27 protein-coding genes and 1 other RNA gene are annotated in these 26,317 nt (G+C 37.7%); 14 read left to right on the forward strand and 14 right to left on the reverse strand.

The features are described from left to right. Positions 1–77: 77 nt before the first annotated feature. On the reverse strand, positions 78–782 hold the full coding sequence (locus tag ABJQ32_05540; protein MEP5289092.1) for a DUF4290 domain-containing protein: 705 nt from the start codon (positions 780–782) through the stop codon (positions 78–80). A 1-nt stretch (position 783) separates the two neighbouring features. On the opposite strand from ABJQ32_05540, the gene ABJQ32_05545 reads away from it, so the two are divergent. Further along, complete coding sequence (locus ABJQ32_05545) at positions 784–1,602, forward strand: alpha/beta hydrolase (GenBank protein ID MEP5289093.1); 819 nt, start codon at positions 784–786, stop codon at positions 1,600–1,602. On the opposite strand, the gene ABJQ32_05550 is transcribed toward ABJQ32_05545, so the two are convergent. From ABJQ32_05550 to ABJQ32_05560, 3 genes are read right to left on the reverse strand one after another with little or no spacing between them, the layout of a single operon-like run. Then, positions 1,599–2,015: a DUF5362 family protein gene (locus ABJQ32_05550; protein ID MEP5289094.1), complete on the reverse strand. Its 417-nt coding sequence runs from the start codon at positions 2,013–2,015 to the stop codon at positions 1,599–1,601. The genes ABJQ32_05545 and ABJQ32_05550 overlap by 4 nt on opposite strands. Positions 2,016–2,022: 7 nt before the next feature. Then, positions 2,023–2,442, reverse strand: a complete 420-nt coding sequence (locus ABJQ32_05555; protein MEP5289095.1) for a Rid family hydrolase — start codon at positions 2,440–2,442, stop codon at positions 2,023–2,025. Between the two features lies 1 nt (position 2,443). After that, positions 2,444–3,733, reverse strand: a complete 1,290-nt coding sequence (locus ABJQ32_05560) for an aminopeptidase P family protein (protein ID MEP5289096.1) — start codon at positions 3,731–3,733, stop codon at positions 2,444–2,446. Between the two features lie 36 nt (positions 3,734–3,769). Between ABJQ32_05560 and ABJQ32_05565 the strand changes: the two genes are divergently transcribed. After that, positions 3,770–4,954: a S8 family serine peptidase gene (locus ABJQ32_05565; GenBank protein ID MEP5289097.1), complete on the forward strand. Its 1,185-nt coding sequence runs from the start codon at positions 3,770–3,772 to the stop codon at positions 4,952–4,954. Between the two features lie 13 nt (positions 4,955–4,967). Next, positions 4,968–6,551 carry a hypothetical protein gene (locus ABJQ32_05570; GenBank protein ID MEP5289098.1) on the forward strand — a complete coding sequence of 528 codons (1,584 nt, stop codon included), beginning with the start codon at positions 4,968–4,970 and terminating at the stop codon, positions 6,549–6,551. Positions 6,552–6,584: 33 nt separating this feature from the next. Here the strand turns inward: ABJQ32_05570 and ABJQ32_05575 are convergent, their stop codons facing one another. After that, complete coding sequence (locus ABJQ32_05575) at positions 6,585–7,097, reverse strand: GNAT family N-acetyltransferase (GenBank protein MEP5289099.1); 513 nt, start codon at positions 7,095–7,097, stop codon at positions 6,585–6,587. 104 nt (positions 7,098–7,201) lie between these two features. Here ABJQ32_05575 and ABJQ32_05580 point away from each other — a divergent pair, with 104 nt between their 5' ends. The 8 genes from ABJQ32_05580 to ABJQ32_05615 all read left to right on the forward strand — a co-directional run bounded on the left by ABJQ32_05580 (position 7,202) and on the right by ABJQ32_05615 (position 14,098). Further along, on the forward strand, positions 7,202–7,531 hold the full coding sequence (locus tag ABJQ32_05580) for a YciI family protein (GenBank protein MEP5289100.1): 330 nt from the start codon (positions 7,202–7,204) through the stop codon (positions 7,529–7,531). A 79-nt stretch (positions 7,532–7,610) separates the two neighbouring features. Next, complete coding sequence (locus ABJQ32_05585) at positions 7,611–8,837, forward strand: sigma-70 family RNA polymerase sigma factor (GenBank protein MEP5289101.1); 1,227 nt, start codon at positions 7,611–7,613, stop codon at positions 8,835–8,837. 303 nt (positions 8,838–9,140) lie between these two features. After that, the gene (locus ABJQ32_05590; GenBank protein ID MEP5289102.1) at positions 9,141–9,671 is read left to right on the forward strand and encodes a DUF4136 domain-containing protein; all 531 of its coding nucleotides are present in this window, start codon (positions 9,141–9,143) and stop codon (positions 9,669–9,671) included. 36 nt (positions 9,672–9,707) lie between these two features. Then, entirely contained in the window at positions 9,708–10,946 is a 1,239-nt protein-coding gene (locus tag ABJQ32_05595; GenBank protein MEP5289103.1) for a pitrilysin family protein, read from the forward strand. A 21-nt stretch (positions 10,947–10,967) separates the two neighbouring features. Then, complete coding sequence (locus tag ABJQ32_05600) at positions 10,968–11,168, forward strand: hypothetical protein (protein MEP5289104.1); 201 nt, start codon at positions 10,968–10,970, stop codon at positions 11,166–11,168. Further along, positions 11,155–11,643 (forward strand): nucleotidyltransferase, encoded by a 489-nt coding sequence (locus ABJQ32_05605; GenBank protein MEP5289105.1) that lies wholly within the window; start codon positions 11,155–11,157, stop codon positions 11,641–11,643. Before ABJQ32_05600 ends, ABJQ32_05605 begins: the two co-directional genes overlap by 14 nt. A gap of 17 nt (positions 11,644–11,660) precedes the next feature. After that, positions 11,661–12,299 carry an O-methyltransferase gene (locus ABJQ32_05610; protein ID MEP5289106.1) on the forward strand — a complete coding sequence of 213 codons (639 nt, stop codon included), beginning with the start codon at positions 11,661–11,663 and terminating at the stop codon, positions 12,297–12,299. A gap of 32 nt (positions 12,300–12,331) precedes the next feature. Then, a complete protein-coding gene (locus tag ABJQ32_05615) occupies positions 12,332–14,098 on the forward strand; it encodes a LysM peptidoglycan-binding domain-containing protein (protein ID MEP5289107.1) in 1,767 nt (588 codons plus the stop codon). 49 nt (positions 14,099–14,147) lie between these two features. Here ABJQ32_05615 and ABJQ32_05620 read toward each other — a convergent pair whose 3' ends face one another. The 5 genes from ABJQ32_05620 to ABJQ32_05640 form a co-directional block, all read right to left on the reverse strand. Then, positions 14,148–14,597 (reverse strand): hypothetical protein, encoded by a 450-nt coding sequence (locus ABJQ32_05620; GenBank protein MEP5289108.1) that lies wholly within the window; start codon positions 14,595–14,597, stop codon positions 14,148–14,150. A gap of 20 nt (positions 14,598–14,617) precedes the next feature. Further along, entirely contained in the window at positions 14,618–14,893 is a 276-nt protein-coding gene (locus ABJQ32_05625; protein ID MEP5289109.1) for a hypothetical protein, read from the reverse strand. 413 nt (positions 14,894–15,306) lie between these two features. After that, positions 15,307–16,422, reverse strand: coding sequence for a DNA polymerase III subunit gamma/tau (dnaX, locus tag ABJQ32_05630; protein MEP5289110.1), 1,116 nt, complete (start codon positions 16,420–16,422; stop codon positions 15,307–15,309). A gap of 81 nt (positions 16,423–16,503) precedes the next feature. Next, entirely contained in the window at positions 16,504–17,400 is an 897-nt protein-coding gene (locus tag ABJQ32_05635) for a carbon-nitrogen hydrolase family protein (GenBank protein ID MEP5289111.1), read from the reverse strand. Between the two features lie 29 nt (positions 17,401–17,429). Then, positions 17,430–18,047, reverse strand: a complete 618-nt coding sequence (locus ABJQ32_05640) for a TetR family transcriptional regulator (GenBank protein MEP5289112.1) — start codon at positions 18,045–18,047, stop codon at positions 17,430–17,432. 57 nt (positions 18,048–18,104) lie between these two features. Here ABJQ32_05640 and ABJQ32_05645 point away from each other — a divergent pair, with 57 nt between their 5' ends. From ABJQ32_05645 to ABJQ32_05655, 3 genes are all read left to right on the forward strand, one after another. After that, on the forward strand, positions 18,105–19,499 hold the full coding sequence (locus ABJQ32_05645) for an amidohydrolase family protein (GenBank protein ID MEP5289113.1): 1,395 nt from the start codon (positions 18,105–18,107) through the stop codon (positions 19,497–19,499). A 104-nt stretch (positions 19,500–19,603) separates the two neighbouring features. After that, positions 19,604–20,002: a transfer-messenger RNA gene (gene ssrA, locus ABJQ32_05650) on the forward strand. 254 nt (positions 20,003–20,256) lie between these two features. Then, on the forward strand, positions 20,257–21,501 hold the full coding sequence (locus tag ABJQ32_05655; protein ID MEP5289114.1) for a site-specific integrase: 1,245 nt from the start codon (positions 20,257–20,259) through the stop codon (positions 21,499–21,501). 381 nt (positions 21,502–21,882) lie between these two features. Here ABJQ32_05655 and ABJQ32_05660 read toward each other — a convergent pair whose 3' ends face one another. The 4 genes from ABJQ32_05660 to ABJQ32_05675 form a co-directional block, all read right to left on the reverse strand. Continuing rightward, positions 21,883–22,578, reverse strand: coding sequence for an outer membrane beta-barrel protein (locus ABJQ32_05660; GenBank protein MEP5289115.1), 696 nt, complete (start codon positions 22,576–22,578; stop codon positions 21,883–21,885). A gap of 152 nt (positions 22,579–22,730) precedes the next feature. Then, entirely contained in the window at positions 22,731–23,939 is a 1,209-nt protein-coding gene (locus tag ABJQ32_05665; protein ID MEP5289116.1) for an opacity family porin, read from the reverse strand. A 129-nt stretch (positions 23,940–24,068) separates the two neighbouring features. Further along, the gene (locus tag ABJQ32_05670) at positions 24,069–25,313 is read right to left on the reverse strand and encodes a hypothetical protein (GenBank protein MEP5289117.1); all 1,245 of its coding nucleotides are present in this window, start codon (positions 25,311–25,313) and stop codon (positions 24,069–24,071) included. Then, positions 25,297–26,310 (reverse strand): hypothetical protein, encoded by a 1,014-nt coding sequence (locus tag ABJQ32_05675; protein ID MEP5289118.1) that lies wholly within the window; start codon positions 26,308–26,310, stop codon positions 25,297–25,299. The genes ABJQ32_05670 and ABJQ32_05675 overlap by 17 nt, the downstream gene beginning before the upstream one ends. Positions 26,311–26,317 lie beyond the last annotated feature (7 nt).

Consider the following 26,317-nt stretch of genomic DNA (forward strand, 5'->3'; position numbering starts at 1 on the left):
TTGGAGATTTGATGATTTACCAGATATTCTATTAGAGGACTAAACTATCTAAACCATCCTCAAATCAAAAAAACAAATTAATATCTTCTTCTATTGTTCCCGCCCTTATTATTGTTAGAGCTATGAGGGCTATTTCGACGCTGACCACCTTTGCCACCTTGATTGTTATTTCGACGGCCTTTGTTATTGTTGTTATTTCTTCTGTTCGTGAATTTCTTCTCTGAATCAAAAAGACCTAACTCCTTAACAATTTCGATATCTATGGTTAACTGATCATTTGAAAGCTTCTTGATATTTTTAAGAACCTGTTCATCTTCAATACTTTCTTTATTCCATGTTTGGAAAAATCCTTTCATCAATCGTCCAATGGCGACTATAGCACCTTCTTTTTCTTTAGGATCCTCCATAGCGATAGCCTGATCGATTAAAAGCTCAACACTACGTCCATAATGACGAAACTTGATCTCGTTCGAATAATACCTTAATCGTTCAGGTTTTTTATTTAAGACAGAAGCATCTGGTTTAGTAAATGGAGCGTCTATGTCTAATTCGAAATTTGAAATGATATGTAGGTCATCCCAAACTTTCTGATCACTCTCAGGATCATTCCCTAAGTCAGGGTTGATCATCTTCATAAGCTCAACAAGTGTTGCTGCTTTTTTACTCTGTTCTTCTTTGTCCTTGACCGTTTTTAAGTGAGCGACAAGGTTTTGCACGTTTCTCCCGTATTCTCTCAATTTCAGATGAGCACGCTGAGTATTGTATTCCAATGATTTATTCATAATGATATTCTACCTCAAAAATAGTGATTTTGAATCTCTATCGTATAAGGGAGTAACAGTTATTCTTTTTTATGTAGCCATGACATTGAGATTACTCCAACTACTTTTATTTATACCCTTTATCAATCTGATAGGTTATGGGCAGCAAAGTATTGCATATCCCACCAAAAATTCTATCCAAAAACTTGATTTAAAGACGGGCATCCGAGAGTTGAATTTGACTATGACATCTGGAAGTGATTGGCCTGTAATGGTCTCAGTACCCGAGCAAATCAATAAACAAAACGTACTGATGATATTAGCCCTTCATTGGGGAGTCTCCGCAAATCGATATCAAGAATTCATGAACTGTTTGATGCTACCAGCCATAGATACCTCTAAATATCTTGTAATTGCTCCGCTATCGCAACATCAGGCCTGGTGGGAGAATCCCAAAGAAAAACAACTGGTAAAACTTTTAGAATTAATTAAAGAATATTGGCCTGTGGGCCAGGTTATCGTAGCTGGTTATAGTGATGGAGGTACGGGTGCTGTTCATTTTGCATCCAAGTATTCAAACTTGATTGATGGAGCTATCGCAATGGCTGGATATTATCGGTATGTTGGGCAATATGGGGTTCCCACTTATGTCATCCATGGTGTCAAAGATGAGTTGTTCAGCTATAGTCGCTCCAAATCTATTATGGAGAAGAATCAAATTAAAGATCCCAATCTAATGTTTGTCACTATAGAATCGTTAGGACACTATCAAGGGTGCGCTTATGTCAAACACCTGGAAGATGGTTTCAAATGGATAGAACAAAAATTAATCATTGACTAAAACATTCCGCCCATAAAACCTCCCATCAAAGCGAATAAAAGAGCCAGAGCATAGAATGACAAAACAACGATTGTCATCACTCCCATGAAGAGAAATAATCTTCTTAAGTTATTATAAGCTTCCGAGCATAACTCTTGATTCTTTTCATTAATACCTTGCTTTATCTGAGTACTAAAACGGAAAAGATATAACGAGGGGAAAACGTATAGCAACGATAAGAGGATATAAATAAAACCAAACGCTCCAAATTGGACAGGAATATCGGCAAATGATCCAGTCATCATAGATAGACCAGCAACAATCATTAACCCACTAAGAATAAATCCAACGATTGCAAGAAACTTGCCCCACTTTGCTGTCTCTAAAAAATTATCTTTATCCTTACCCGTTAGTTTAAGTTCATTTTCTTCCATTGATTAATTATTTGATCGCAGCTATGCATTTAAGCTCAATAGCAATTGGTGTAGGTAGCGAGCTAATCTCTACTGTTGTTCTGCACGGCTGATTATCCTTGAAATATTCAGCATAGATCGCATTGTAGATTTTGAAGTCATCTTTCATATTGGTCAGAAATACGGTTACATCTACCAAGTCCTCCCATGTGGCTCCAGATGCCTCCAATATCAACCGCACATTTTTAAAGACTGAATGACACTGTTCGGCTATATCGTAACTCACGATCTCTCCCTTCTCATCCAGCTCTACTCCAGGTATTTTCTTCGTTCCTCGCTCTCTAGGTCCCACACCCGAAAGAAAAAGCAGATCACCTACTTTTCGTGCATGAGGATATAGTCCAACAGGTTCTGGTGCTTTCTCTGAATCAAATTTTTCGCTCGACATACTAGCTATTCATTAGTTCTTCAATTTCTTCTGCTTCAATCGGTATATTCTTCATCAAATTAATATGTCCGCCTTCCGTAATAATGACATCATCTTCTAAGCGAATACCGATTTTTTCTTCTGGGATATAAATACCCGGCTCTACTGTAAAGGCCATTCCAACCTCAAACTTCTTATAAATGGATGCTATATCATGTACATCTAATCCTATATGGTGCGACGTTCCATGCATGAAGTATTTTTTGTATGCTGGCCAGTCTGGATTTTCGTTCTTAATATCTGTTTGATCTATTAACCCAAGATCTAAAAGTTCTTTTTCCATCAACTTACCCACCTCAGCATGGTATTCAGGAATTCGATTTCCCGGCTTTAACAAATCTGTCGCTGCATTTTTCACACGGAGGACTGCATCGTATACTTTTCGTTGGCGCTCAGTAAATTTTCCATTGATAGGAATTGTGCGGGTCATATCTGCATTATAGTTGCCATATTCAGCTCCCACATCCATCAGCAAAACATCTCCATTATTCAGTTGCTGATTATTCTCTATGTAATGCAGAACACACGAATTTCCTCCCCCACCTATAATTGGAGTGTAAGCAAATCCCTTCGACCTATTTCGTACAAACTCATGAAGGTATTCAGCTTCCACTTCGTATTCCATCACACCCGGTTTCACAAAGTCTAATACTCTACGAAAGCCCTTTTCTGTGAGGTCACATGCATGCTGCATGATATCTATTTCTACTTGAGACTTTATGCACCTCAGATCAGTAAGAATTGGTGACAGTCTTTCGTACCCATACAATGGGTACTTAGACTTACACTCTTCGATAAATCTTGCATTTCGAGTCTCTACTTCACTTGCATTCCTGATATGCTCATTGCTATCTAAATAAATATGATCACACTCTGCCAAGATTGTGTAAAAGGCTTTTTCAAATTCATCAACCCATTTTACATTCTTAATTCCTGATGTTTGAGTTCCTTCATCCTTGGTCAGTTTATGCCCCTCCCAGACGGCTATTTCATCATTTGTTTCTCTCACAAACAACATCTCCCTCATTCTTTCATCAGGAAAATCTGGAGCAATAATCACAATTGATTCTTCCTGATCTACTCCAGTCAGGTACAACAGGTTTGCATTTTGAACGAACTTCATCGTTCCGTCTGCATTGGTAGGCATAATATCATTCGCATGTACAATCGCTACCGAACGAGGCTTCATGCGCTTAGCCAGCTTTTCACGATTCTGAATAAAAAGTTTATTGTCTATTTGATCGTAGCGCATGGTTTATATTCGTTGGGATTAAATAAATCTCCTCTTATGAGATGGCTAAAATTAGCATTTCTTTTTCTGACTGCTCCAGTATTTGGACAGCAATTAGGCTTTGCGCTCGAGCAAATCAATGCACGTGCTATCATCGATGAGGGGCTAACTGGAAAAGGAGTTAAAATAGGGATTATCGATGGAGGATTTTTACGAGCAGATAAGAGTCAATCACTTAGTCATTTTTTTGAAAACAAGAATATTGGAGGATACAAAGATTATCTTGATTCAGAAGCTGACCCTTTTTCAGGAAGTGCGCATCTTGATGACATCCATGGTACAGAGGTGTGGGAATTAATCGGTGGTTTTAACAAACAAAAACAGGTACAATACGGACTAGCGACTGGAGCTACCTATTATTTAGCCCGAACTGACCATGGCGGTTATGAGCGAAGAAGGGAAGAAGAGTTTGCTATCGAAGCGATGGAGTGGATGGCAAAAGAAGGAGTGCGTATCATCAACATTTCTTTGGGTTATAATTTCGGATTCAATGATAAGAGAGAAAACTATCAACGTGAACAAATGGATGGCATGAGCACCATCTTAACAAAAGCAGTTGATCGAATAGCTGAGGAATACAATATACTTTTTGTGGTCGCTGCTGGAAATGATGGTAATCATCGATGGCAAATTGTTAGCTCTCCTGGTGATGCTAAGCGTGCGCTCACGGTAGGAGCTACCAAATTCAAAGTTTGGGATGGAATGAAATACAGTTCTAAAGGTCCTGAATGGCTAGATTATGTGAAACCAGAAATTTCATGTTACTCATCATTAGGAACATCATTTTCTGCCCCGATCATTACTGGACTAGCTGCATGTCTTCTAGAAAAAGACCCTTCCTTGACGAGAGAAAAGTTAAAAGAGTTGATCATTCAATCTGGAAATCTCATGACGCCTAATAATCATATTGGATATGGCGTGCCTAATACAGAAATAACTCTTGAAAAATTGGAAAACGCTAAAATTCCATCTGATCATGAAAGAACTGCTAAAAAGAATTTCACTTTAGAGTTACCAAAATCTTCGATCTACATCACTGTTTATCATAAGATAGACTGGAAAGTACTTAAGAAAGAAATTTTACGAACAGATAAAACTAAGATCAAAATCAAGCAGAGAGAAAGTGCTGAATCTAGTACGGTGATTTGGGAAGGTGGGAGTTTAGAAGTGGTATGGGAGTAGTAATTTAGGATCAATGATTTTCGGGAAAAAGAAGGAGAAAAGTATAGGTATTCATCAAAGTCAGAAAGAAGAATATTTTGATTTTGATCGCATAGAATCATTCTATCGATGGAAGTACAATGCTCCTAGTTTCCAAAACATCAATGACCATACATGGGCCGATTTAGACATGAATGAAGTATTTATGTACTTGGATCGAACTCACTCACGCCTAGGTCAGCAGTATCTATACTATTTACTCCGTTCCATTTCATCATCCGATAGAATCGAAAAAATAGAACAGACTATTTCCAAACTCAATCAAGAAAAAGAGAACACTTCCAAACTCATTGATTCACTTAGAAAATTGAATACCAGGGGTAGCTACTTTTTGATAAGTTTATTTTCTAAAGAAACATTAAAAAAACCTCGATGGTTCTTGCTTGTTTACTTTCTCTTTTTCGTCACCATCAGTGCTATTTTAAGTTCTTTTTTTTATCCCCAAATTATTCTTGTATTACTCTGCTGCCTTGTCACAAACTTCGTTATTCATTATTGGAATAAAGCAAAGCTGCTAGAGCACTCAAATGCAATTTCACAACTTTATCACTTCGATAAAGCATGCAGTCAACTATCCTATTTTGATAGTGGATCTGGTAAAGGAAAAAGTTTTTTAAGTGCTCAAAGAGCATTAAAGAGGCTAACCAGAAAGTCTTCATTACTCAGAGATAACTCATCTTCACAAAACGAATTATCCATCTTAGCTGACTCAATAGTTGAGATACTAAAAGCATCTTTCCTGATTGAGCCTATCATGCTCTATCACATAACGCAAGAAATTGAAAAAAGAAAAAATGAAATTGAGTTACTTTTTGAATCCATTGGCTTTATTGATGCGTGCATCTCAATAGAAGCATTGAGGATTACATCGGATCATACGATTCCAAAAACTACAGGTGAAAGAATCCTAAAAGCAACACAATGCTTTCATCCGTTAATCGATAATCCTGTTGCCAATTCAATTGACATCACATTTGACAAATGTATTTTAATCTCAGGATCTAACATGTCTGGTAAAACTACTTTCATCCGCACTTTAGGTGTCAATGCCTTGCTTGGCCAAACGATTAACACAGTTTTTGCTGCTGAGTGGACTTTTCCAAAAGCTAAAATATTCTCTGCTATCAGGATTTCTGATAATTTGTTAAATGATGAAAGCTTCTATCAAAAAGAAGTTAAAGTCATACAGGAGATGATTGAAGAAAGTACTTCGAAAGAAATGAATCTATTCCTAATCGATGAACTTTACAAAGGCACTAATTCAATTGAACGTATTGGAGCTGGTGTTGCCGTCCTCTCCTATCTTCATAGCAAAAACAACATTGTATGCGCTTCCACGCATGACCTAGAACTCGCTGATTTCTTAACAGAATTTTACACTAACTATCATTTCACTGAACAGGTAAATAATGCCTCAATCAAATTTGATTACAAACTAAATGAAGGGAAGCTCCAAAATACCAATGCTATAAGAATACTAGAGACCAATGGCTATCCGAAAGAGGTTACTGATCAAGCCAGAAGGATTGTCACCACACTATCAAAGAAGAATGAATAGTAAATCATGCTTCAACATTGGTGATAAATGTGATTAGATTCTTCTGATCATTATCTGAGAAGGCAACACCTCACTCCCAACATGAATATCATCTCCGCCTCCTACCATTTCAAAGTCTATTTTTTGATAGAACTTCTGAGCACGAGGATTCTTTTTTGATACGTTCAACCAAACATACTCCTTCTCCTCTCCTTTGATTCTTCTAAATACTTCTTCCATCATTTGATAAGCTAGTCCGGAACCATATTCCGAAGGAAGCAAATACAACTGTTTTAGTTCCGAAGCAATTAGATTTTCTAGCAAAGGGCATTTTTGATGCGCAACTATAGCAACTCCAACTGTTTCTTGATCTCTCAAGGCCTTTAGACAAAAATGAATCTCACTGGACAATACATTGTTTGCCTCTTCTAACGTATAACTCTCATCAAAGTAAGCCTCTATATTTTCTTTGGTATGGATATCTACGTAAGCAGCCAAAAAACTTTCTCTCCAGAATTGTACTAGTTCCTCTGAAAATCTGACATCAGCAATTTCGAATTCAATCATATCATTGTCAAACTACAAAAATTAATAATTCTGAATTGTCCATTCTTCATCTTATCACTCGTCTTTAGAGAAATATTTAACTTAACTAAAACTCTACAAGAAAAATGAAAAAGTATTTATATGTATTCCGCGGTGGCGAAGGAGGTTATACTGATCAATCACCTGAACAAATGCAAGCTCACATGCAAAGATGGGGCGAATGGATGGCTAAAGTAAAGGCCGAAGGTTATCCACTTCAGCAGGAAGGTAAAGTGGTTGGTCCAGGTGGAAAAATTGTCACCGATGGCCCATTCATGGAAGGAAAGGAAATGGTAGGTGGTTATGTTCACCTGGATGCCAAAGATTTGGATCATGCAGTAGAGCTCTCCAAAGATTGCCCAATTTTTGAATTTGGCGGTACTACTGAAGTACGAGAGATTATTACTGATTTTTGATCATACATTCTCACGAACAAAGTGAAGTAATCTTAAAAATGAGATTGCTTCACTACGTTCTCAATGACGTTTTAAAATCATGCAAACCTCTCACCTTGTAGATCACTTTTTTCGAACGGAATATGGCAAGGCTGTTTCTTACCTCACCAGCAAGTTTGGTGCATCCAATTTGGAACTGGCAGAGGATAGTGTGCAAGAAGCGCTGATCAAAGCCATGCAAACCTGGCCCTACTCGCAAACACCTGATAATCCAACCGGATGGATCTTACGAGTAGCCAGAAATAAAATGATTGATCAGCTACGAAGAGATCAAAAGACAAATAATCAAGAAGTCCCGGAACGTGTAGAAGAAATGAATGAAGATTTATCCTTGGAATCCATTAACGATGATATGGTTCGAATGATGTTTGCTTGCTGTCATCCTTCGTTAAGTCAGGAATATCAAATCATCCTTACCCTAAAGATTTTGGGCGGCTTGTCTATTCGTGAAATATCTAGCTCTCTTCTTAAAAAAGAAGAGACGGTTGCTAAGGCATATACCCGAGCAAAAAAGAAATTTAAGAAAGACGAAATCAAGTTACTTCTCCCTCCTGCTAACGAAATTGAGAAAAGATTGGATATGGTGCTTAAAATCATCTATCTACTTTTTAATGAAGGTTACAAATCTGCCGAAGGAAATCAATTGATCCGTACGGATCTTTGTGATGATGCTATTCGATTGAATGTTGTGCTCCTAGAAAGTGAAATCTGTAATACGCCGGCGGCTAATTCGCTGATTGCACTCATGTATTTTCATGCTTCAAGATTTGCAGCTCGTACAGATGAAGATGGCCATGTGATCACCCTTGAAAATCAAGATCGATTGAAATGGGATCAAGAGCTTATTCAACGAGGACTCGAATATTTAGATCAAGCATCTGAAGAAGGTGCTATCAATGAGTACCTTATTCAAGCAGCCATTAGTGCTACACATTGTCAGGCGGAAACTTTTCAAGATACCGATTGGGGAAACATACTGGCGTTATATGATCTTCAACTTCAACTTTCTCCAAGTCCCATTGTTGAACTTAATCGGGTTGTTGCGCTTGAAAAAGTACATGGTTCCCTATTGGGAGTTAAGGAAATTGAACGGCTGGAAGACACCCAATTCTTTGATGAGTATTATCTCTTCTACGCCATTAAAAGTGAGATGCTTCAAAAGTTTGGAGATAATGATCAATCAAAATTGGCATTACAAAAAGCTATTGCTTTAACCAAGAACGAGAAAGAGAGAGACTATCTAAAAAAAAAATTAGCTAGAATTTAATAGTTTTGATAATCATGAATCAACGATTACTATATCCTTTTTTAAGATTGATCTTCATTGCTGGTACTGCCTCCTATATTTTTTCTTTAGGTTATTCCAATAAAGAGTTGAATCCTGTAATATTTATCGTTTTAATGACGTGTTTTATTCCAGATGCAACAAAAGCTTGTAAAAGCCTCATCCATGCGATAAAGTCTTTGAAAGTTTAATCATCACTTTGATATAATTCATGTCCTATCCTAACTGAGATCAGTCATTTCGACCCATCTCCTTTTGATCTTGCTGAAAAAATCAAAACAGCATATGAAAAAGGGCATCATCATTATACTCACTTTTTTAACCTCAGCGTGTGCCGTTACCGTAAAAACGTATCAAAAACCAGATCAATCTTTTGATTCTTTTGAAACGTGGTGTTGGCTTAAGGGATGTGAAATCACTTATCAAGGGCCTGATCACTTATACAGTCAAAAGGTGATTGATGAAATCGCAAATGCAGTCGCCTACAATATGCATCAAAAAGGTTATCGACAAGAAGATGATTCCTCTGATTTAATGGTTAACTTTTTCATGATTTTAAAGGAAGACTCTATGGAAATAGATGACTCATATGATGATGGCTTTATACCTGAAATTGGCTGGCTTGACCGCATGCACCCTGAGTATCAAAAGTTTTTAAAAGGTAGCTTAGTGATCGATGTAATAGATCGTGAACAATCAGAACTCATCTGGAGGTCCAATGCTATCAGATACCTAGAAACTAATCCTATCTATGACCGTGACATGATTTGGTCTGGTGTAGAAAAGGCCATGAAAAAATTGCCAGGAAAGGAATAACTCAATGCTTGAAACTCTACCTACCTTTGCACTCTAATGAGCAAGAAGGAATACGAGCTGATAGAATTGCCTAATGGCATCCGAATCATCCACAAAGAAGTAAATCACACGAAGATCGCCCACGTAGGTATCATGTTGGATATCGGCAGTAGAGATGAATCCCCAGAAGAGCAAGGTCTTGCTCACTTTCTTGAGCATATGGTATTCAAGGGCACTACAAAAAGAAGCTCATATCATATTATCAATCGGTTAGAGTCACTTGGAGGTGAGTTGAACGCATATACCACCAAGGAAAAAATTTGTTTCTACGCCTCATTACTAGACATTCATTTAGATAAGGCCGTAGAGCTTCTTTGTGATATTACGTTCAATTCTACCTTTCCAGAAAAACAGATTGAAAAGGAACGAACTGTTATCCTTGAAGAGATGAGCATGTATCGTGATACTCCTGAAGATTCCATTCAGGATGAATTTGATGAACAATTATTTCCCAACCATTCACTCGGTAGAAATATTCTTGGAACTGAACAAACAGTCCGATCTTTCCAGCAAGGAGATTTTAGAAGTTTCCTAAATCGCAATCTCAATACGGAGAAAATTATCCTATCCAGTGTGGGTAATTATTCAGCAAAAAAGATTCAGCGGTTAGCAACCAAGTATTTAAAAGAAATTCCTCATAAAAATCATACACCAAAACGAAATTGGTTTTCTGGTTATGAGCCATCAAGGAAAGAACTCAAAAAGTCTATTTCTCAAGCTCATATTGCTATGGGTATGCCATCGCTAAGTATTAAGGATGAAAATCGCATTCCTTTCTTTTTCCTTGTAAACCTACTGGGAGGGCCAAGTATGAGTTCTCGTTTGAACTTGAGTTTAAGAGAAAAACATGGACTAGTTTATGGGGTGGATGCCAGCTATGCACCATACTTAGAGATCGGTCAATTTGCTATTTACTTCGCTACAGATCCTAAAAACCTGAAGAAAAGTCAACGAATAATCTTAAAAGAAATAGAGACGCTCAAGCACAAACCATTGGGTAATATGCAGCTGCACAAGGCAAAAAATCAGATAAAAGGTCAAATGGCGCTCTCCGAAGAAAACAAAAATGCGATCATGCTGATGATGGCCAAAAGCCAGTTAGACCTCAATAAGGTGCCGGATATCAATAGTGTATTTGATAAGATCGATGGCATTACTTCATCAGGTATTCAGGACTTGGCCAAGCGCTATTTACCTACAGAAGAGATGAGCGCATTGACTTATCTGCCAGAATAATTTCTATCTTTATTATCCATTATGAATACTCGAACTATAGACTACATAGATGAACAAGAGGATTTAATGGAGCTTGAGCTGGATCAAGCTTTGAGTAATACAATGGAACAAAACCTGAAGTTATACTTTGCATCAATTGCGGCACAATGTGCTATAATGGGAGTCGATATTAGAAAACCTTCAAATTCTAGAAAAATCTACTTTATAGATGAGCTCGAATAATCAATTCCCTTCACACTACAAGGATTTTATTGTCGCATTAAACAATCACAACGTTGAGTATCTCTTGATTGGTGGGTATGCTATGGGAGCTTACGGACACATAAGGGGTACGAACGATTTAGACATTTTCATCAATGCAAATGAATTGAATGCAGGAAAAATGCTCAACGTCTGTGAAGAATATGGCATTCCAAAAGAAGCAATTCAAAAGGAAATGTTTTTAGTTCAGAAAATGATTGGAATTGGAGATCCTCCATTGAGGATAGAAATCTTAAAATCTGTTGGGAGTTTTGATTTTGAATATGCTTTTCAAAGACGTGTTGTTAGGAAAGTAGATAATGTAGATATTAATGTTGTTGACCTTGATGATCTAATTATTCTTAAGAAATCAGCTATAAAGGATCGTAAAAAAGCACGAGATGAAGAAGATCTAACTTTCTTAGAGCGTCTTAAATCAAGGCTTTCCAAAAAGTAAATCATATCTTTACATACATGGAATTTCTGACTGAAGATCTCCAGCAATACGTAGAAGATCACTCCGAGCCTGAATCCGATTTGCTTCAACAAATCAATAGGGAAACTCACCTCCATGTATTGAAGCCGCGCATGCTCTCCGGCCATCTTCAAGGGCGTGTCTTATCAATGTTATCTCATATGATCAAACCAAAAAACATCCTGGAGATTGGTACATATACTGGCTATGCTGCATTATCTATGGCTGAAGGTATGCAGTCTGATGGGAAACTTGTCACTATTGATAATAATGCAGAACTCTCCATTCGTACAAAAGAATATTTTTCTAAATCTAACTACGCAAATCAGCTAGAAATGATCTTAGGAAATGCTTTAGAGGTAATTCCTTCCTTAGATAAGAAATGGGATCTTGTCTTCATTGATGCTGACAAAGAAAATTACACCAACTACTTTGACTTGATAATTGATCAAGTAAATGTTGGAGGATTCATTATTGCGGATAATGTGCTTTGGAGTGGCAAAGTATTTGACGAAACAAAAAGCGATAAGGACACGGAGGCCATCAGAGATTTCAATCATAAGATGCATACTGATTCTAGAATACAGAACGTTTTATTTCCCATCCGTGATGGGTTGATGATATTAAGAAAATTATGAAGTTGAGAGTTTCGAGTTTAAAGTTTCGAGTTTTGAGTTGGTTATTTTTTGCAATTATCCTCTCAAACAGCTTCGCGCAAACTGTTCCTAGCAAGATGATGATTGGGGATGTTCATCTAAGCATCAATGAATCGGCCAGAAAACAAATACAGAAAGATGTAGATCGCTTGACAAAAAGTGAAACGTACTATGGCATTCTAGTAGATCGAATGAACCTATACTTCCCCTACATTGAACGGGAACATAAAAAAGCAGGCATTCCTGATGAAATCAAATTCTTAGCAATACAGGAAAGTGCACTGATATCTGATGCTGTCTCCTCGGCTAATGCTGTAGGTTTTTGGCAGTTTAAAGATTTTACTGGTCGCGAAGTTGGACTAACTGTCGATCGAAAAGTAGATGAACGACTAAATATAGTTTCCGCATCGCGAGGGTCTGCTAAATACTTTAAAACCAATAATTTCTACTTTGACAATTGGGCATATGCCGTAATAGCCTATCAAGCTGGTGCTGGAGGAGCAAAAAAACATACGGATAAATCAAATTATGGAAAAACGAAATTGAATATCACGACCAACACTTATTGGTACCTAAAGAAGTTTATTGCTTATGTCGTGGCATTTTCACCAACAGTAGGTAGACCTCACTCCGAAGGAATCTGGTTGGATGAGATTACCAATGTAGGAGGTAAAACACTGGAACAAATAGCTCGGCAAGAAAAGATAGATGTAGAAGAATTAAAAAAATATAACAAATGGTTGATGCGAGGGTCTGTCCCAACCGATCGGGCTTACTCCATCATGATACCTAAAAAAGGCACTCCTCCTAAAAACCTGGTAGTTGAAAAGTCAACTAAGACCAACAAGATTTCAGAACCACAAACCAAAATTTATCCTACTGAGCTAAAGCCAGGGATCACAGAAGCAAATAAATCAACCATTATTCCTTTGAATGGAATCCCATCCATTTTAGCCAGAGCATATGATGATGTACACAGCATATCTGCCAGAGCAGGTATTTCTGAGAAACAGTTTAGAAAGTACAACGATATGGGATTGGATGATTCTGTCATTTCCAATGAATTCTATTATGTCAAAAAGAAAAAAGGAAAGGCAAAAGTTGGATTTCATGTAGCAAAATCTAAAGAATCTCTATGGGGAATTTCGCAACAATATGGAATCAAAGTCTCGAAGCTTGCCAGTAGAAATAGAATGAGCGTTATCGATGAGTTAAAACCTGGAAGAGTTCTTTGGATGGATAAAACTCGCCCATCAAGCGAGCCAGTAGCCTATCATGAAATCAAAACATTGGCTCTCACAAAACCATTGACAAAACCAACAGCATCTACCAAAGAAGTTGAAGACGCTATACTAACGAAAGAGTCTGTTGAAGAACCACTAGATGAAGAAGTCATTGAAGAGGAAGTACCGAGCATTGAAGTTCCTGTCGTTGATACCAAAGAAGAGCGTCTAAGAAAAGTTAAAATTCATACAGTTGCACCTGGAGAATCTCTTTGGAGTATCTCCCAACTCTATGAAGTAAAACTCGATGATTTATTGAGATGGAATGAGCTTCCAAACCCTGATGCCATCAAGGTTAATCAAAACATTCAAGTCAAAGCGCCTATTGAAGAAGCCTCTGAAGGAAAAAATATTATCAAGCACACCGTACAGCCGGGTGAAACACTTTATGCTATTTCAAGAAAATACGACATGACTGTTGATGAAGTTATGGATCTCAATGAGATGACCACATTTGATTTAGATGTAGGACGAGATTTGAAGGTTTATGGAGAGTAAGAATTTAGAATTTAGAATTTAGAATTTAGAATAATTAAAAATTTAACATCTAATCATAATTCTGCTGAAAAGGCACATTTAGATCTTCAGCGATTTTTTTAATCGCCTCCATATCTCGCTGGTCGTTTCTATTGCAGGATATCAATGCCCGGTTATCTCCATCTTGAATATATGCTTTGTAGAAATACATTTTCACATTGGTAGAGCTTCCTCTCGAATTTACCGTCTGAGAAACTCGCACCTCATTCATGAAAACTATGGATGGCTCTACTAATTGAATGATGTCTTTTCCAGATTTGACCAGTTTGTTTCCTGTATCGACCGTAATTCTTTTTCCTCTCAACTGAAACCAAACCAGGAATGAACCAATAGTGATAAAAAAAATAGCTCCCGGTATAGGCCCTACAAAAAGAACAACTACACCAATGATGATAAATATCCATCCGAGAGATGAAACAATCTGCATATTGTTTTCAAAATGTCTTAAGCGATAAATCATATGAATGAATATATGAGGCTTTAATAATCAAAATCTAATCCTAATCGATCTTTGAGATCTTTCAGATCAGGATTCTGTTTCACCATGTAATCGAAGATATCTGTGCTGGTGTAGAGTTTCTTTTCATCTTCAATTTCAGCAATCTCTGTTCGGATAACTACATGATCATTTTGTAGATCTGTCCGTAAGAATTGAACCAATTCTGTATCAAACTTCTCTAGGAAGCTCACTTCCAATTGGCTTCCTAACATAATGATTACACTGTGGTCATCTCCTTTCTTCACAGACTTGCTCAACACCAATCTATCTGTGTCTCCAGCGTTCGTTTTTTGATCAGCGAACGCCTTCCATGCTTCTTGTAAATCTGTTTCCGAGAATTCGGTCTCTTTCTTTTCAATAGCTGCAGAAGAGTCCTCCGCTGCTTCTTTCTGTTTTTTCTTCCCAAAAATACTTGGTGTCTCCTTCGGTTTATCAGAGGTTGAAGGTTTAAGAACAGGACTGGTCTTAGGCTTTACAGGCTCTGGTGGTGGATCATTAACTTCATTTATTGAAGGCTGTGGTTCCTCTGTTGGTGGAGGCGGAGCATCATCCTGAACAGGAATTATTTCCTTTTTTGACTCTTCTATTATTGGAGTATTATCTGTCGGCTTTACTGAATTCTCTGGTTCCTCTATTGGTGGATTTGAACCTTCGTCGCTAGTCTCTTTTTCTATGCTGTCGTCAGGTCTTTTTTTTTTGCCCCAGTTTCAGTGGAGCTAAGCGAAAGCGCGCTGGTTAAGTGAGCAAGCTTCATTAAGCATAGCTCAACATGTAATCGTTGATTCTTACTTTGCTTGAAACTTAACTCAAACTGATTGGAGATATTCAAAGCTGACAGCAAAAAGGAAGGACTGCACTTCGCAGCTTGTTCTCCATATTTTTCTTTGAGGTTATCGGTGACTTCTAATAATGTAATGGTCTTCCCATCTTTAGAAATCAATAGGTTCCTCAGGTGCTGTTGAAACCCATTGAGGAAATTATTGCCATCAAACCCATTCCTGAGAATCTCATCGAACAATATCAGAGCCCCTGACATATTCTGAGCCAATAGATCATCTACAAGTTTGAAGTAGTAATCATAGTCAAGAATATGCAGATTCTTAATCGTATCCTGATAGGTAATCTTACCGTCGGAAGAAAATGTGGTGATCAAATCAAAAATAGAAAGTGCATCTCTTAATGCACCATCTGCCTTTTGCGCGATGAGGTGAAGTGCCTCGTTCTCTGCATCTACTTTTTCGCTAGTAGCGATCTTTTCTAGCTGTTTTACAATATCGCTAACCTCAATACGATTGAAATCATAAATCTGACACCTAGATAGGATAGTTGGAATTACTTTATGTTTTTCTGTTGTTGCCAGAATAAAGATGGCATAATCAGGTGGTTCCTCAAGAGTCTTCAAAAAAGCGTTGAATGCCTGAGTCGAAAGCATGTGAACCTCATCAATGATGTAGACCTTATACTTTCCTTGCTGTGGTGGATATCTTACCTGATCGATCAGGTTTCGAATGTCTTCTACTGAGTTATTGGACGCAGCATCCAATTCGAAGATATTGAAGTTATTCGTGCTATCCCCTGATTCGCTCTCAAATTCATTAATGGTTTTAGCAAGTATTCTAGCACATGTGGTTTTTCCTACTCCTCTAGGTCCACAGAACAAAAGTGCTTGTCCGAGGTGATTAGAATTGATGGCATTTTCCAACGTTGTAGTAATATGCTCCTGCCCCACTACCTCCTCGAAACCGAGAGGTCTGTACTTCCGTGCCGATACCACAAAATTTTCCATCAGAGAGGCAAGTTAACATGCTCGACTTTTCTTAAAAAATCTACCGCACTTTTAATAACATAATTTTCTAAAACAAGAAGGTTAATTCTTTTTCTTCAACTCAAAAACATCTGGTCGCGCATAATGACCCGTCACATCAAAATCCAGTTTGCTCTTGATTACAAGGTTCATGTCCAGTTCCGCATGCAGAATACCTGACTTATCCCATAGAGGACCTTCCACTGTATTTCCAAAAGGATCCACAATAACACTTCCTCCTTTGCTCATCACATGATCCTGCCCGCTTAATTCATCCAACAAGTCTTTTGGGTAGTCTTCTTTGGTTACGTACTGATTGCATCCGATTACAAAACATCTTCCCTCACAAGCTATATGTTTCATGGTTGCCTGCCAGCTATCTCGTTGGTCGGCGGTAGGAGCGATATAGATATCTATTCCAGATTCGTACAAGTACGCTCTTGGTAGTGGCATATAATTCTCCCAGCAGATAAGCCCACCTATTTTACCAAAAAGTGTTTTGTAAGTGGTCAGGTCACTTCCATCCCCTTCTCCCCAAATGACACGCTCTGTACCTGTAGGTTTTAACTTTCGATGTTTTCCCAACAGCTTACCCTGTTTATCAAAGTAAAGCACAGAGCAATACAGTGTTCCTGATTCACTCTTTTCAATCACCCCAATAATTAAGTAAGTATCGAATTCTTTAGCTATCTCTCCTAAAATATTGGTTTCAGCACTTGGAATCATGAGGCTATTTTCCGCATACTTTAGCCATAGTTCTCGGCCTTCATCAGACCTACTTCCTACTGACGTTCCAAAGGATAACCCTCTTGGATAACCAGGAATAAATGCTTCTGGAAAAATTAATATGTCAGGATTGCCAATACTAGCTGCTTTTGCAAGCTGATGAATTTTAGTCAAGCTTTTCTTCAAATCGAACAACACAGGAGCATCCTGAATTACTGCCACATTTACTTTCATCTCTACAATTTACTTTGATGGAATTGATTCTAATGAGAAATTACACCACTTTTCAAACGATCAAATTCTGATTGGCCAACCTCTGTTAAATATGGATACCATAAGTTAAAAGCTTCAAGTGAGAAAAAATCGATGACGTTAGCATTCGGGAATAAATAAGCAGCAGAAAGCCACGAATTGATCATAATTTGATAAGCATTAATAAAGCTTTGAATCTGATTATCATTAATATCCGATCTAAATACATTATTCAATTGAAGTACTCGAATAGCCTCTTTTAGCTGCCTGCTTTTAATAATTATTAATGCCTGGGTCTCCCTTTTAATTATGGGAATCCTACGCCAAACAATTTCTCTATCAACAAATAAGAACTTATAGTCATACATCCAACCAAAGTTTCGCCTTAGAGAGGCGTAGATCTCTTGCAACCCAAAGGCTCCGCTCTGATAGCCAGCCAAAGATGCCAGGCCCTTTTTAAAATCCTCATACAGATACTCTATTAACTCATTTTTGTTCGGAAAATGATAATGAAGATTCCCTTGACTGATCTTAAGGTGTGATGCAATATGTCTAGTCGTAACATTTTCTACTCCTCCTTCATTAAAAAGAAGTTTTGCAGCATTCAGAATTTTATCTCTAGTCTTCACAAGATAAAATTAGTTCTTATGAACTAATTTGTTTATTTTTAGTTCAAATGAACTAAAATGAAAATCAATCATCTGATCCTACTCGCTTTACTATCATCTTGCTTCGGGAAAAAAGCTCAATACGAGCCTCTAATTAAAACCATTGATAGTCCTGATGAATTGCTTATATCTAACATTAATATTTTCAATGGAATTGACTCTACCCTATTGGTAGAGTATGATGTTTGGATAACAAACGGTGAAATCACTAATATATACCCGCACAGTACAGAAAAGTCTGTTGATGTGCACGTGATAGATGGTACTAACAAATACTTAATTCCGGGTTTAATAGATACACATGTTCATAGCATGGCCAGTGGATCTGCTCCATGGAGTATGGTCAGACCAAATGCTGAAAAAAATATGGAGGCTTGGTTAGCTGCTGGAATCACAACAGTGTATGACCTTGGCGGTATCCCATCTCAGTCTAAGAAACTAAGAAACAAAATAGAAAACAAAGAAATAATAGGCCCTGACATCTATTTCACGGGTTCTCCAATCACCGCTCCAGGTGGACACCCCATTAAAGCATCTAAATCTATGCTTCCTTTTCCTCTTTCGCTATTGGTTAATTTCATTATCCAATCTGCAGATCATAAAACCAATATCCCAAAACTTATTGATGGATATGTGTCTGATGAAGTAGACTATATAAAGATCATCAACGATCAGTTACCTGAAGGATCGCCACAAATTGATCAAAATGTCATGAAATCAATTATTGATGAGTCCCATAAAAGAGGTTTAAAAACCTTCGTCCATATTGGCAATGAGAAAGATTTGATGACTGCTTTAGAGGCAAATGCTGACATAATTGCTCATTTTCCATATAGGAGTTCTCTATCATCCGATAGTAATGGGCACAACCTTCTTTCATCGGAAACCAAAATCATACATACCTTCACTGGTTTTGAGAATACGCTTAAAATCAGTCGAGGGATATACGAACCTACAGAGCTCGATAAAAGGATGCACCCTTCCGAATTTACCATACCTGTAACTGGAAAAAATGGTTTAGAAATTAACGAGACTGATATTTTGGATGAGTTTAGCCAAACTTTATCCAACAACCAGATTAATTGGGAGAAATCATTACGAATACTTAGGGAGAAAAGCGTCTCCTTCACCATAGGAACAGACAGCCCACTTCCAGGAGCATACCCGGGAAGTAGCTTTCATCAAGAATTGCAGAGACTGAATCAGGAGGGTTACAATACATTCGAATTATTAAGAGCCTCCACCTATGAAGCAGCAAATCTCTTTCTTGAGCGTCCAAATTTTGGAACCATTGATGTTGGAAAGATCGCCAACTTATTAATAGTGAATCGAAATCCAATTGAACAGATTGAGCACACTTCTGATATTCATCTTATTATAAAGAGAGGCACCATCCATGAGCCATTGTATTGATACTCGGACCAGGGTTGACTTCTCGATAGGAATCTATTCGATGAATTAAATGTTAGCATTTGGGAGACAAATGATAACTTTGCCTTTTTGTTCATTGAAAGTATGGGGTCGACCGGAATCGACAGGAAGTGCAAAGCATACGCTAGCATGCAGGGTGTTGAATGAGCACGCTTAATCAATTCGTTCACAATTGTAATTGGCGAGTCTAACTACGCTATGGCAGCATAATTTCGAATAAAGTAGAAATTACTAAGGGTTGAACCATATAGGTTCCCCCTGTCACATCCTACCATGCCTCTGTCCTTTAGGCAGGAATATAGGGTGTCGAAATTTAGGAATAGTGCAGACGGTTGTTGCAACGTCTACATGAAATAAAGCAACTGACTTTTGGAGTGGGCTGTTATTCGCCAGCTTCATTAGCGAGAATTAATGAATAACTAAGCATGTAGAAGGTTTATGGTTTCCTTAGCTGGACGAGGGTTCGAATCCCTCCGACTCCACTTTTTACAAATCAAATTGTTTAAAACCCTCCATAAGAAATGTATGGAGGGTTTTTTGTTTCTACACCTATCCAAATTATCTAGATATTTTCATATAATTGGTTACTTATTCGGTTACCGATAAAATAGGTAACCGAATCTATCAAAATATCATAAATAGAGGTTATTTGATGTTTTTTGAGTGTATTTAAGTAGGGATTTGAACCCTCATCCCAATCAAAATGACTTAAAAAAGCACCATTTAAAGCACTTTTGAAATGAAACACACTTACAGCGTCCTATTCTGGCTTCAAAACCACAAAATCAGTAAGAAAACAGGTGAAGTTCCTATCTCAGCCAGGATCACTGTAGATGGTAAAAGATCAGAACTTTCTACAGGAAAGAAAATCTTACCTGAGAAATGGAATGTGAATGCTGGAAAGATGAAAGGCAGTAGTGAGGAGGCCAGACTCATCAATAACCATTTAATGAAGCTGAAATTGAGATTGGATAAAATTTATGATCGATTAGATGAGGAAGATAAATTCATTTCAGCTTCAGCTATAAAGAGTGTATACCAGGGTAAGGAGACAAAACAGCATTTATTACTAAAGCTATTTGAATATCATGTTCAGCAAATAAAAGATCAGATAGGAAAGGGCTATGCAAAAGGAACTTATCTGAGATTTCAAACTACTTATCAACACACCTCTGATTTTGTCAAACACCAATACGAAAAGGAAGATATCAATTTCAACGAGTTGAAGTATGAGTTCATTACTGAATTCGAATTTTACCTAAAATCAAAGAAAGGAATTGGGCACAATACGGTGATGAGATATTTGAAAATCTTCAAAAAGATTGTCTTAATTGCTCTGAAAAATGAGTGGATAATGAGAGATCCTTTTAAAGGTTATACCATGACCATGAAAGAAGTGAAACGAGGATTCCTAACGAAGGAGGAACTCAAGACATTGTATCAGAAAGAATTTGAAATCGAACGGCTAGAGCAAGTGCGAGACATCTTTTTGTTTTGCTGTTACACAGGACTAGCTTATGCCGATGTTCGAAAACTTACACCAGATCATATTTCAAAGGGATTAGATGGTGAATATTGGATTTCCGTTGATCGAACTAAGACAGGCTCCCCTTCTAATATCCCACTTTTACCTGTTGCCGATGAAATCAAGACAAAGTATGAGAATCATCCTGACGTAATGAATTCGGGCCATTTATTACCAGTCATTTCTAACCAAAAAATGAATGCTTACTTAAAGGAGATAGCAATCATTTGCGACATCAAAAAGCACATTACCTTTCACATGGCTAGGCACACGTTCGCCACAACCATCACTTTGTCTAATGGAGTGCCAATCGAATCGGTTGGCGATATGTTAGGTCAGAAGAACCTTAAAACAACTCAGATATATGCCAAAGTCGTGAGGGAAAAAGTAAGCCATGATATGAAAGCACTAAAAGAAAAATTAAGTGGGGCTGAGCTTGGAAATGCAATCAATCAATAAATTCCTCCACGACTTCCTGAGAGATCCCTGAATAATTGCAGAACTCTTGGACCGTTACCAGCTGGTGATCGTCTTTTTTTAGTTCTTCTTTAATTCGCTGGATCACAAGCCTTCCGTATCGCTCACTTTTACCTGTGATACGCTGAATATCCTTCGGGTATATTATGGCTCGTTTACTTTCTTGTTTAAATCGGTTATATTTTTCAACAGTATCGAATGAAAAAATACATACTACAACTCCCCCTCTTCTTTTCTACTTGAAAGGAGCCATAAAAAACTCCATCGAAATCATGAATTAGCTCTGCGAATCTTTCCAGATACTTATTAAAGTATGATTTTTTAGATGGATCAATGCTATATTGGATTCTGCAGATTGGCATACTAAAAACCAGTGAAGTTTATTCCTATGGTGGTCATTTGTGGATTCACGTTGGTATCATCGATACCTGAGTTAAACATCTCTGATAAATATTGCTTAAAGAAAAAATGAGTGCCTTTAAAGCCTGCTCTAATTTGAAATCCGTACCTAAAAGGATTGAGATCATAAGCTCCTCTTGTTTTTAGCACCACATCTTCACCATCTTCCGGATATTTCCATTTCATATGTGAGCTTAGCCTTAAACCGACTATCGCACCAACACCTATAAAGAGACCTTCTCCATCTTCTGTTCCCTTTGGATGAAATCGGAAATCTATTGGAATATCTATATAGGTTATTGCAAGTCTGTTTTTACTAATTGGTGATTCACTAATATCGAAAGGAAAATCATCAATTGAAACGTCATCATTCTGACTAAATAACGTGTTGTTTTCACCGAGATCTATTTTCTCTAAGCCTAAGCCTAGTCCATAATTGAATGATAGCTTGCTTCCGAAAATCTTTCTTTTAGAATAATAAAGTCCGACAGATTTAGAGGGCCAACCTCTTTGGTTTAAATCCTCAGGTGTTTCATTCCAGTAGTTAAGACCAATATCAATCATTAATTCTCCAGGAATATCTGGTCTGTTCAAAGTTGACTCCTGGCTATTGGCTATTGTGGAGTATATCACACAAAATGCAAAAACTATTTTTCTCATCTATTCTTTTTTCTAAATCTTCTTTTTATAAAACTTCCCTCTGCTAAGAGGGAAGCTGTTCAAATTGGTCACCTTGACCAACTACCTACCTGATCCTATTTTAAAAAGTCACCTCCCCATATAAAGAGAAGGTGCTCTCCATACTCAACTGCCTACTCGCCACTTCTCAAATTCATATAATTATAAAAAAGCTTCTTCCTTCCGGTGAATCGAAAGTTAAATCCTACCGAAAGAGACAAATTATTGAAGTAGGGTTCTGCTACTTCTGTAATATTCTTCAGGTCATTACTCCACCTAAGACCAGTTTCAATCATCAACCTTGGACTCATATTATACTGGAGTCCAGAAGAGATACCAATGGTGGGACTCCTTATCGATTCAAAATCCTCAGGGCTAAAACTGTCAGGCCGTTCAAATCCTCCGCTGGAAATATCTCCAGGATCAACTTCGATGGTAGTTTCAGTAGCGTCGATTGAAGATACGCCCAAGCGAATACCTACATAGGGGTTTAATTTTCTATTCTCAGGCAGAAATAAGTACCTGGTCTCCAGACCAGCTGATGCCAGCACATGTGCTTGTATAGTTATCTCTACTTCATCATCGGAGAATCCTACCGATTGAATTTCTCTCTGTATTTTGTTTTGACTTGGTAGATTTAAGCCAATAGTCGCGTCTAGATTGGTTTGCCATCTTCTACTCCATCTGTGATAAATATTCAAAGAAAAAGTTCTAAAAAAGGGCTTAATGTTTGTTTCTATGCCATCATAGAAAGGCCTTACCCCACTCACTCTTATACCCATTCCCGTCTCAATCGCATTCTGGTTTAAGTCACTTACATTTTCCTCCTCTATTTGCTCAAGCCTTATTTGCCACAAGTAGTTTTGTTTCAAGTCTGCTATTACCTTACTGACTTTTACAGTGCCCAATCCACCTACCATGAAATTAGGTGCTGCTACGCTTTGACCATCTGTCAAGAAATATCTACTCGAGAATAAAAGAGAGTTTCCTAACCTATGATATTTATCGAATAGTTGCTGATCCCCGATGAGCAGTAAGTAACATCTTTGAAGATCAATCCTATCAGTATAGTTTAATCTATTGTTGATGGTGTCTTTCAGAGATTCTATTGATTGGTTGGCGACCTTAATAAGCAGAAAAGAACTTGCTTTATATTCTCGGATATTGTCATCAACAAAATCCGTCTGCTCATTGTCATAAATAACAACTACGAAGGGAGTCATTCTCTTTGGTTGATTTACAATTTCAACCTCTTGGCCGACTCCCTTAGTTGTAGTTACAAACAACATAATCACTAACCCCACTTTCTTAAGTAATGGTACAACCACATTACTCTCTGTCATGAAAAAGTTATCTTATATGAAAAAATATTACTTTTTCGAAAGTCATCAATAGCACTTAAAATCTATCTCTTTGATCTTCTGAAACGGACAAATGAAGCTGCGAAACGGACATCAAATTGTAGATTATGTCTAGTCATACGCCCTTTTCCTGAACCAAACATCTCTTATAATCACACTGAAACTTAATGTCGATGCTGTCTCCCTTATTAAATTAGACGAGGTAGTTCCAGTTGAGTAAAATTGATAGCTAAGATTTAGTGAAGCTGCACTGCGATTGATTGGAATACCTATGCCAGCCGTATAGTACTGGCTAATGAAATCCTCATTATCAATCGACACGTAGTTAGAGTGAATACCTCCACCAAATCGAAATGCTATTCTTTCTATGAGCTTTTCTGAAAATCGATCTTTGATGAATTGAGCACCTACTGATGTAATAAACCGATCTCTGTAAGTATATCCATCCTGTGACTTGTTTGACCCCCAATTTTCAAATTCATAATCCAGGTTCACATTCCAAGACTTAATATTAACTCCAAGGCCTAATCCTAATTTTTGAGGTATATATACATCAGAATCATCCTGAGACGATAGCGTATCAGTCGTTATACCAGAATCACTTATGATCAACTCTTCTTGGTTTACTGTAGCACTTCCACCTGTTCTAAAAGTGGAACCTAACACAATGCTTTTAGCTTCACCCAATTGGTATTCATATTGAAGCCCTGCTTCCAAAAGTGCTTTTACAAAACTCTTTTCATTGATGATTTGGAGGTTGGTTCTAGGCTGTGATACGGAGAGCACTTCATCTTTATCCTGACTGCCAAATAGAAAATGGGTTTTAAGACCTAAATGAAAATTCTTATGGATGGAATAACTTCCTGCGAGATACACTTCTGAACTTCCTCCTTCTCCAATATGCCTGGAGTCTGATCTTCCCGAACTATTGCTGCCCGATTGTGAATCCAGAATATCGTATGAAGCATCGCTGAACTTAGCTATCCCCAATGAAAGAGCAGTTCTTGGACTAGCTCTAAACCAATAATTTAAATCATGTATTCCGCCAAATGAACTATTAAATGAATCATCATTAGCACTTTGAGTAAGATTAGAAAATGTCACACCTACATCAAATATTTGTGTAAAGCCCCTTATTGAATTTAGTGCTGCTGGGTTTTTCAGATTCACCATATCCATTGGACGCGAACCTAGTGCGGCATATCCCATTGCCTCATACGGAACTAAGCCTGTTTGTTCCAGTGTGCCAATTCCAAACACATTATATGCTGAATTACCAATCGACTGGGAGGTACTCGCAAAAGTCAAAAAAATGAAAAAAGAGGCTAAGAGAGACCTCTCAATCAAATTCTTCATATTCCTCGTTTGGTCTCCAAGCCCAAATATCATCGTGTCTCTGCGATGCACTTCTGCCTGTAGTCACATAACCTTGCCCGTCAATCACAAAGGAGATAGCCCCACCTCTGGCCCTGCCTTCAAATTCTGTGTAATCTTCATCCCAGATTTGTGAGAATGGATCAAAAGAAATTACATCTGATAGATAAGAACCATTTTCACCTGTAGTAATATATGCGATATCGTCCATGACAAATGCAACTGCATCAAAACGCTCCATTGCATCAATAAACTCATCGAAGTAATCATTGTCGTCATCCTCTATAGAAAAGTCCAACCATGTATCAGCTTCAGGGTCATACGCCCAGAAGTCGTAAAGAAATTGATTATTGTTTAATCCGGATCCGACAAACGCCTTACCGTCCAAAACAAAAGCAAATGCACTTTCTCTCTTAGATCCAAACAAACTCAATGATTGTGTCCATGTATCAGTTGCTGGATCATATCTCCAAAAGTCTTTGAGAAAGCTACCGTCAAAGCCTGTTCCAACATAACCTTGGCCATTTAATGAAAATGCTACAGCTGAATACCTTGCTGTACCTTCAAATGATGCTACTTCTGTCCATGCATTTGAATTAGGGTCGTATTCCCAGAAATCAGCTAGTTCTTCAGTTTCTAATTCATCATTGAAACCGGTACCAACATAGCCTTTTCCACCGGTACTAAATGCTACTGCGGATATCCTACCAACACCCGGAAACGGAGCTACCTCTTCCCAAAAATTTCTACCAGCATCATACCTCCAAAAATCCTGAAGGTAATCATCCCCATCAGAGCCCAGGCCTACATAAGCTAACCCGTCAATCACAAAGCTGACTGCACCTGTACGTGTGTCACCTTCATAGTCGGATAACTTGACCCAATTTCCATCCTCATCCGAATCATCCGAATCATCTGGCGTACAGGAAATAAGCCCTATCATCAGCGACGATATAAACAACAATATGATTTTTTTCATCTTTTGA

It is taken from the genome of Marinobacter alexandrii (assembly GCA_039984955.1).
In the GTDB taxonomy this organism is placed as follows: Bacteria; Bacteroidota; Bacteroidia; order Cytophagales; family Cyclobacteriaceae; genus Ekhidna.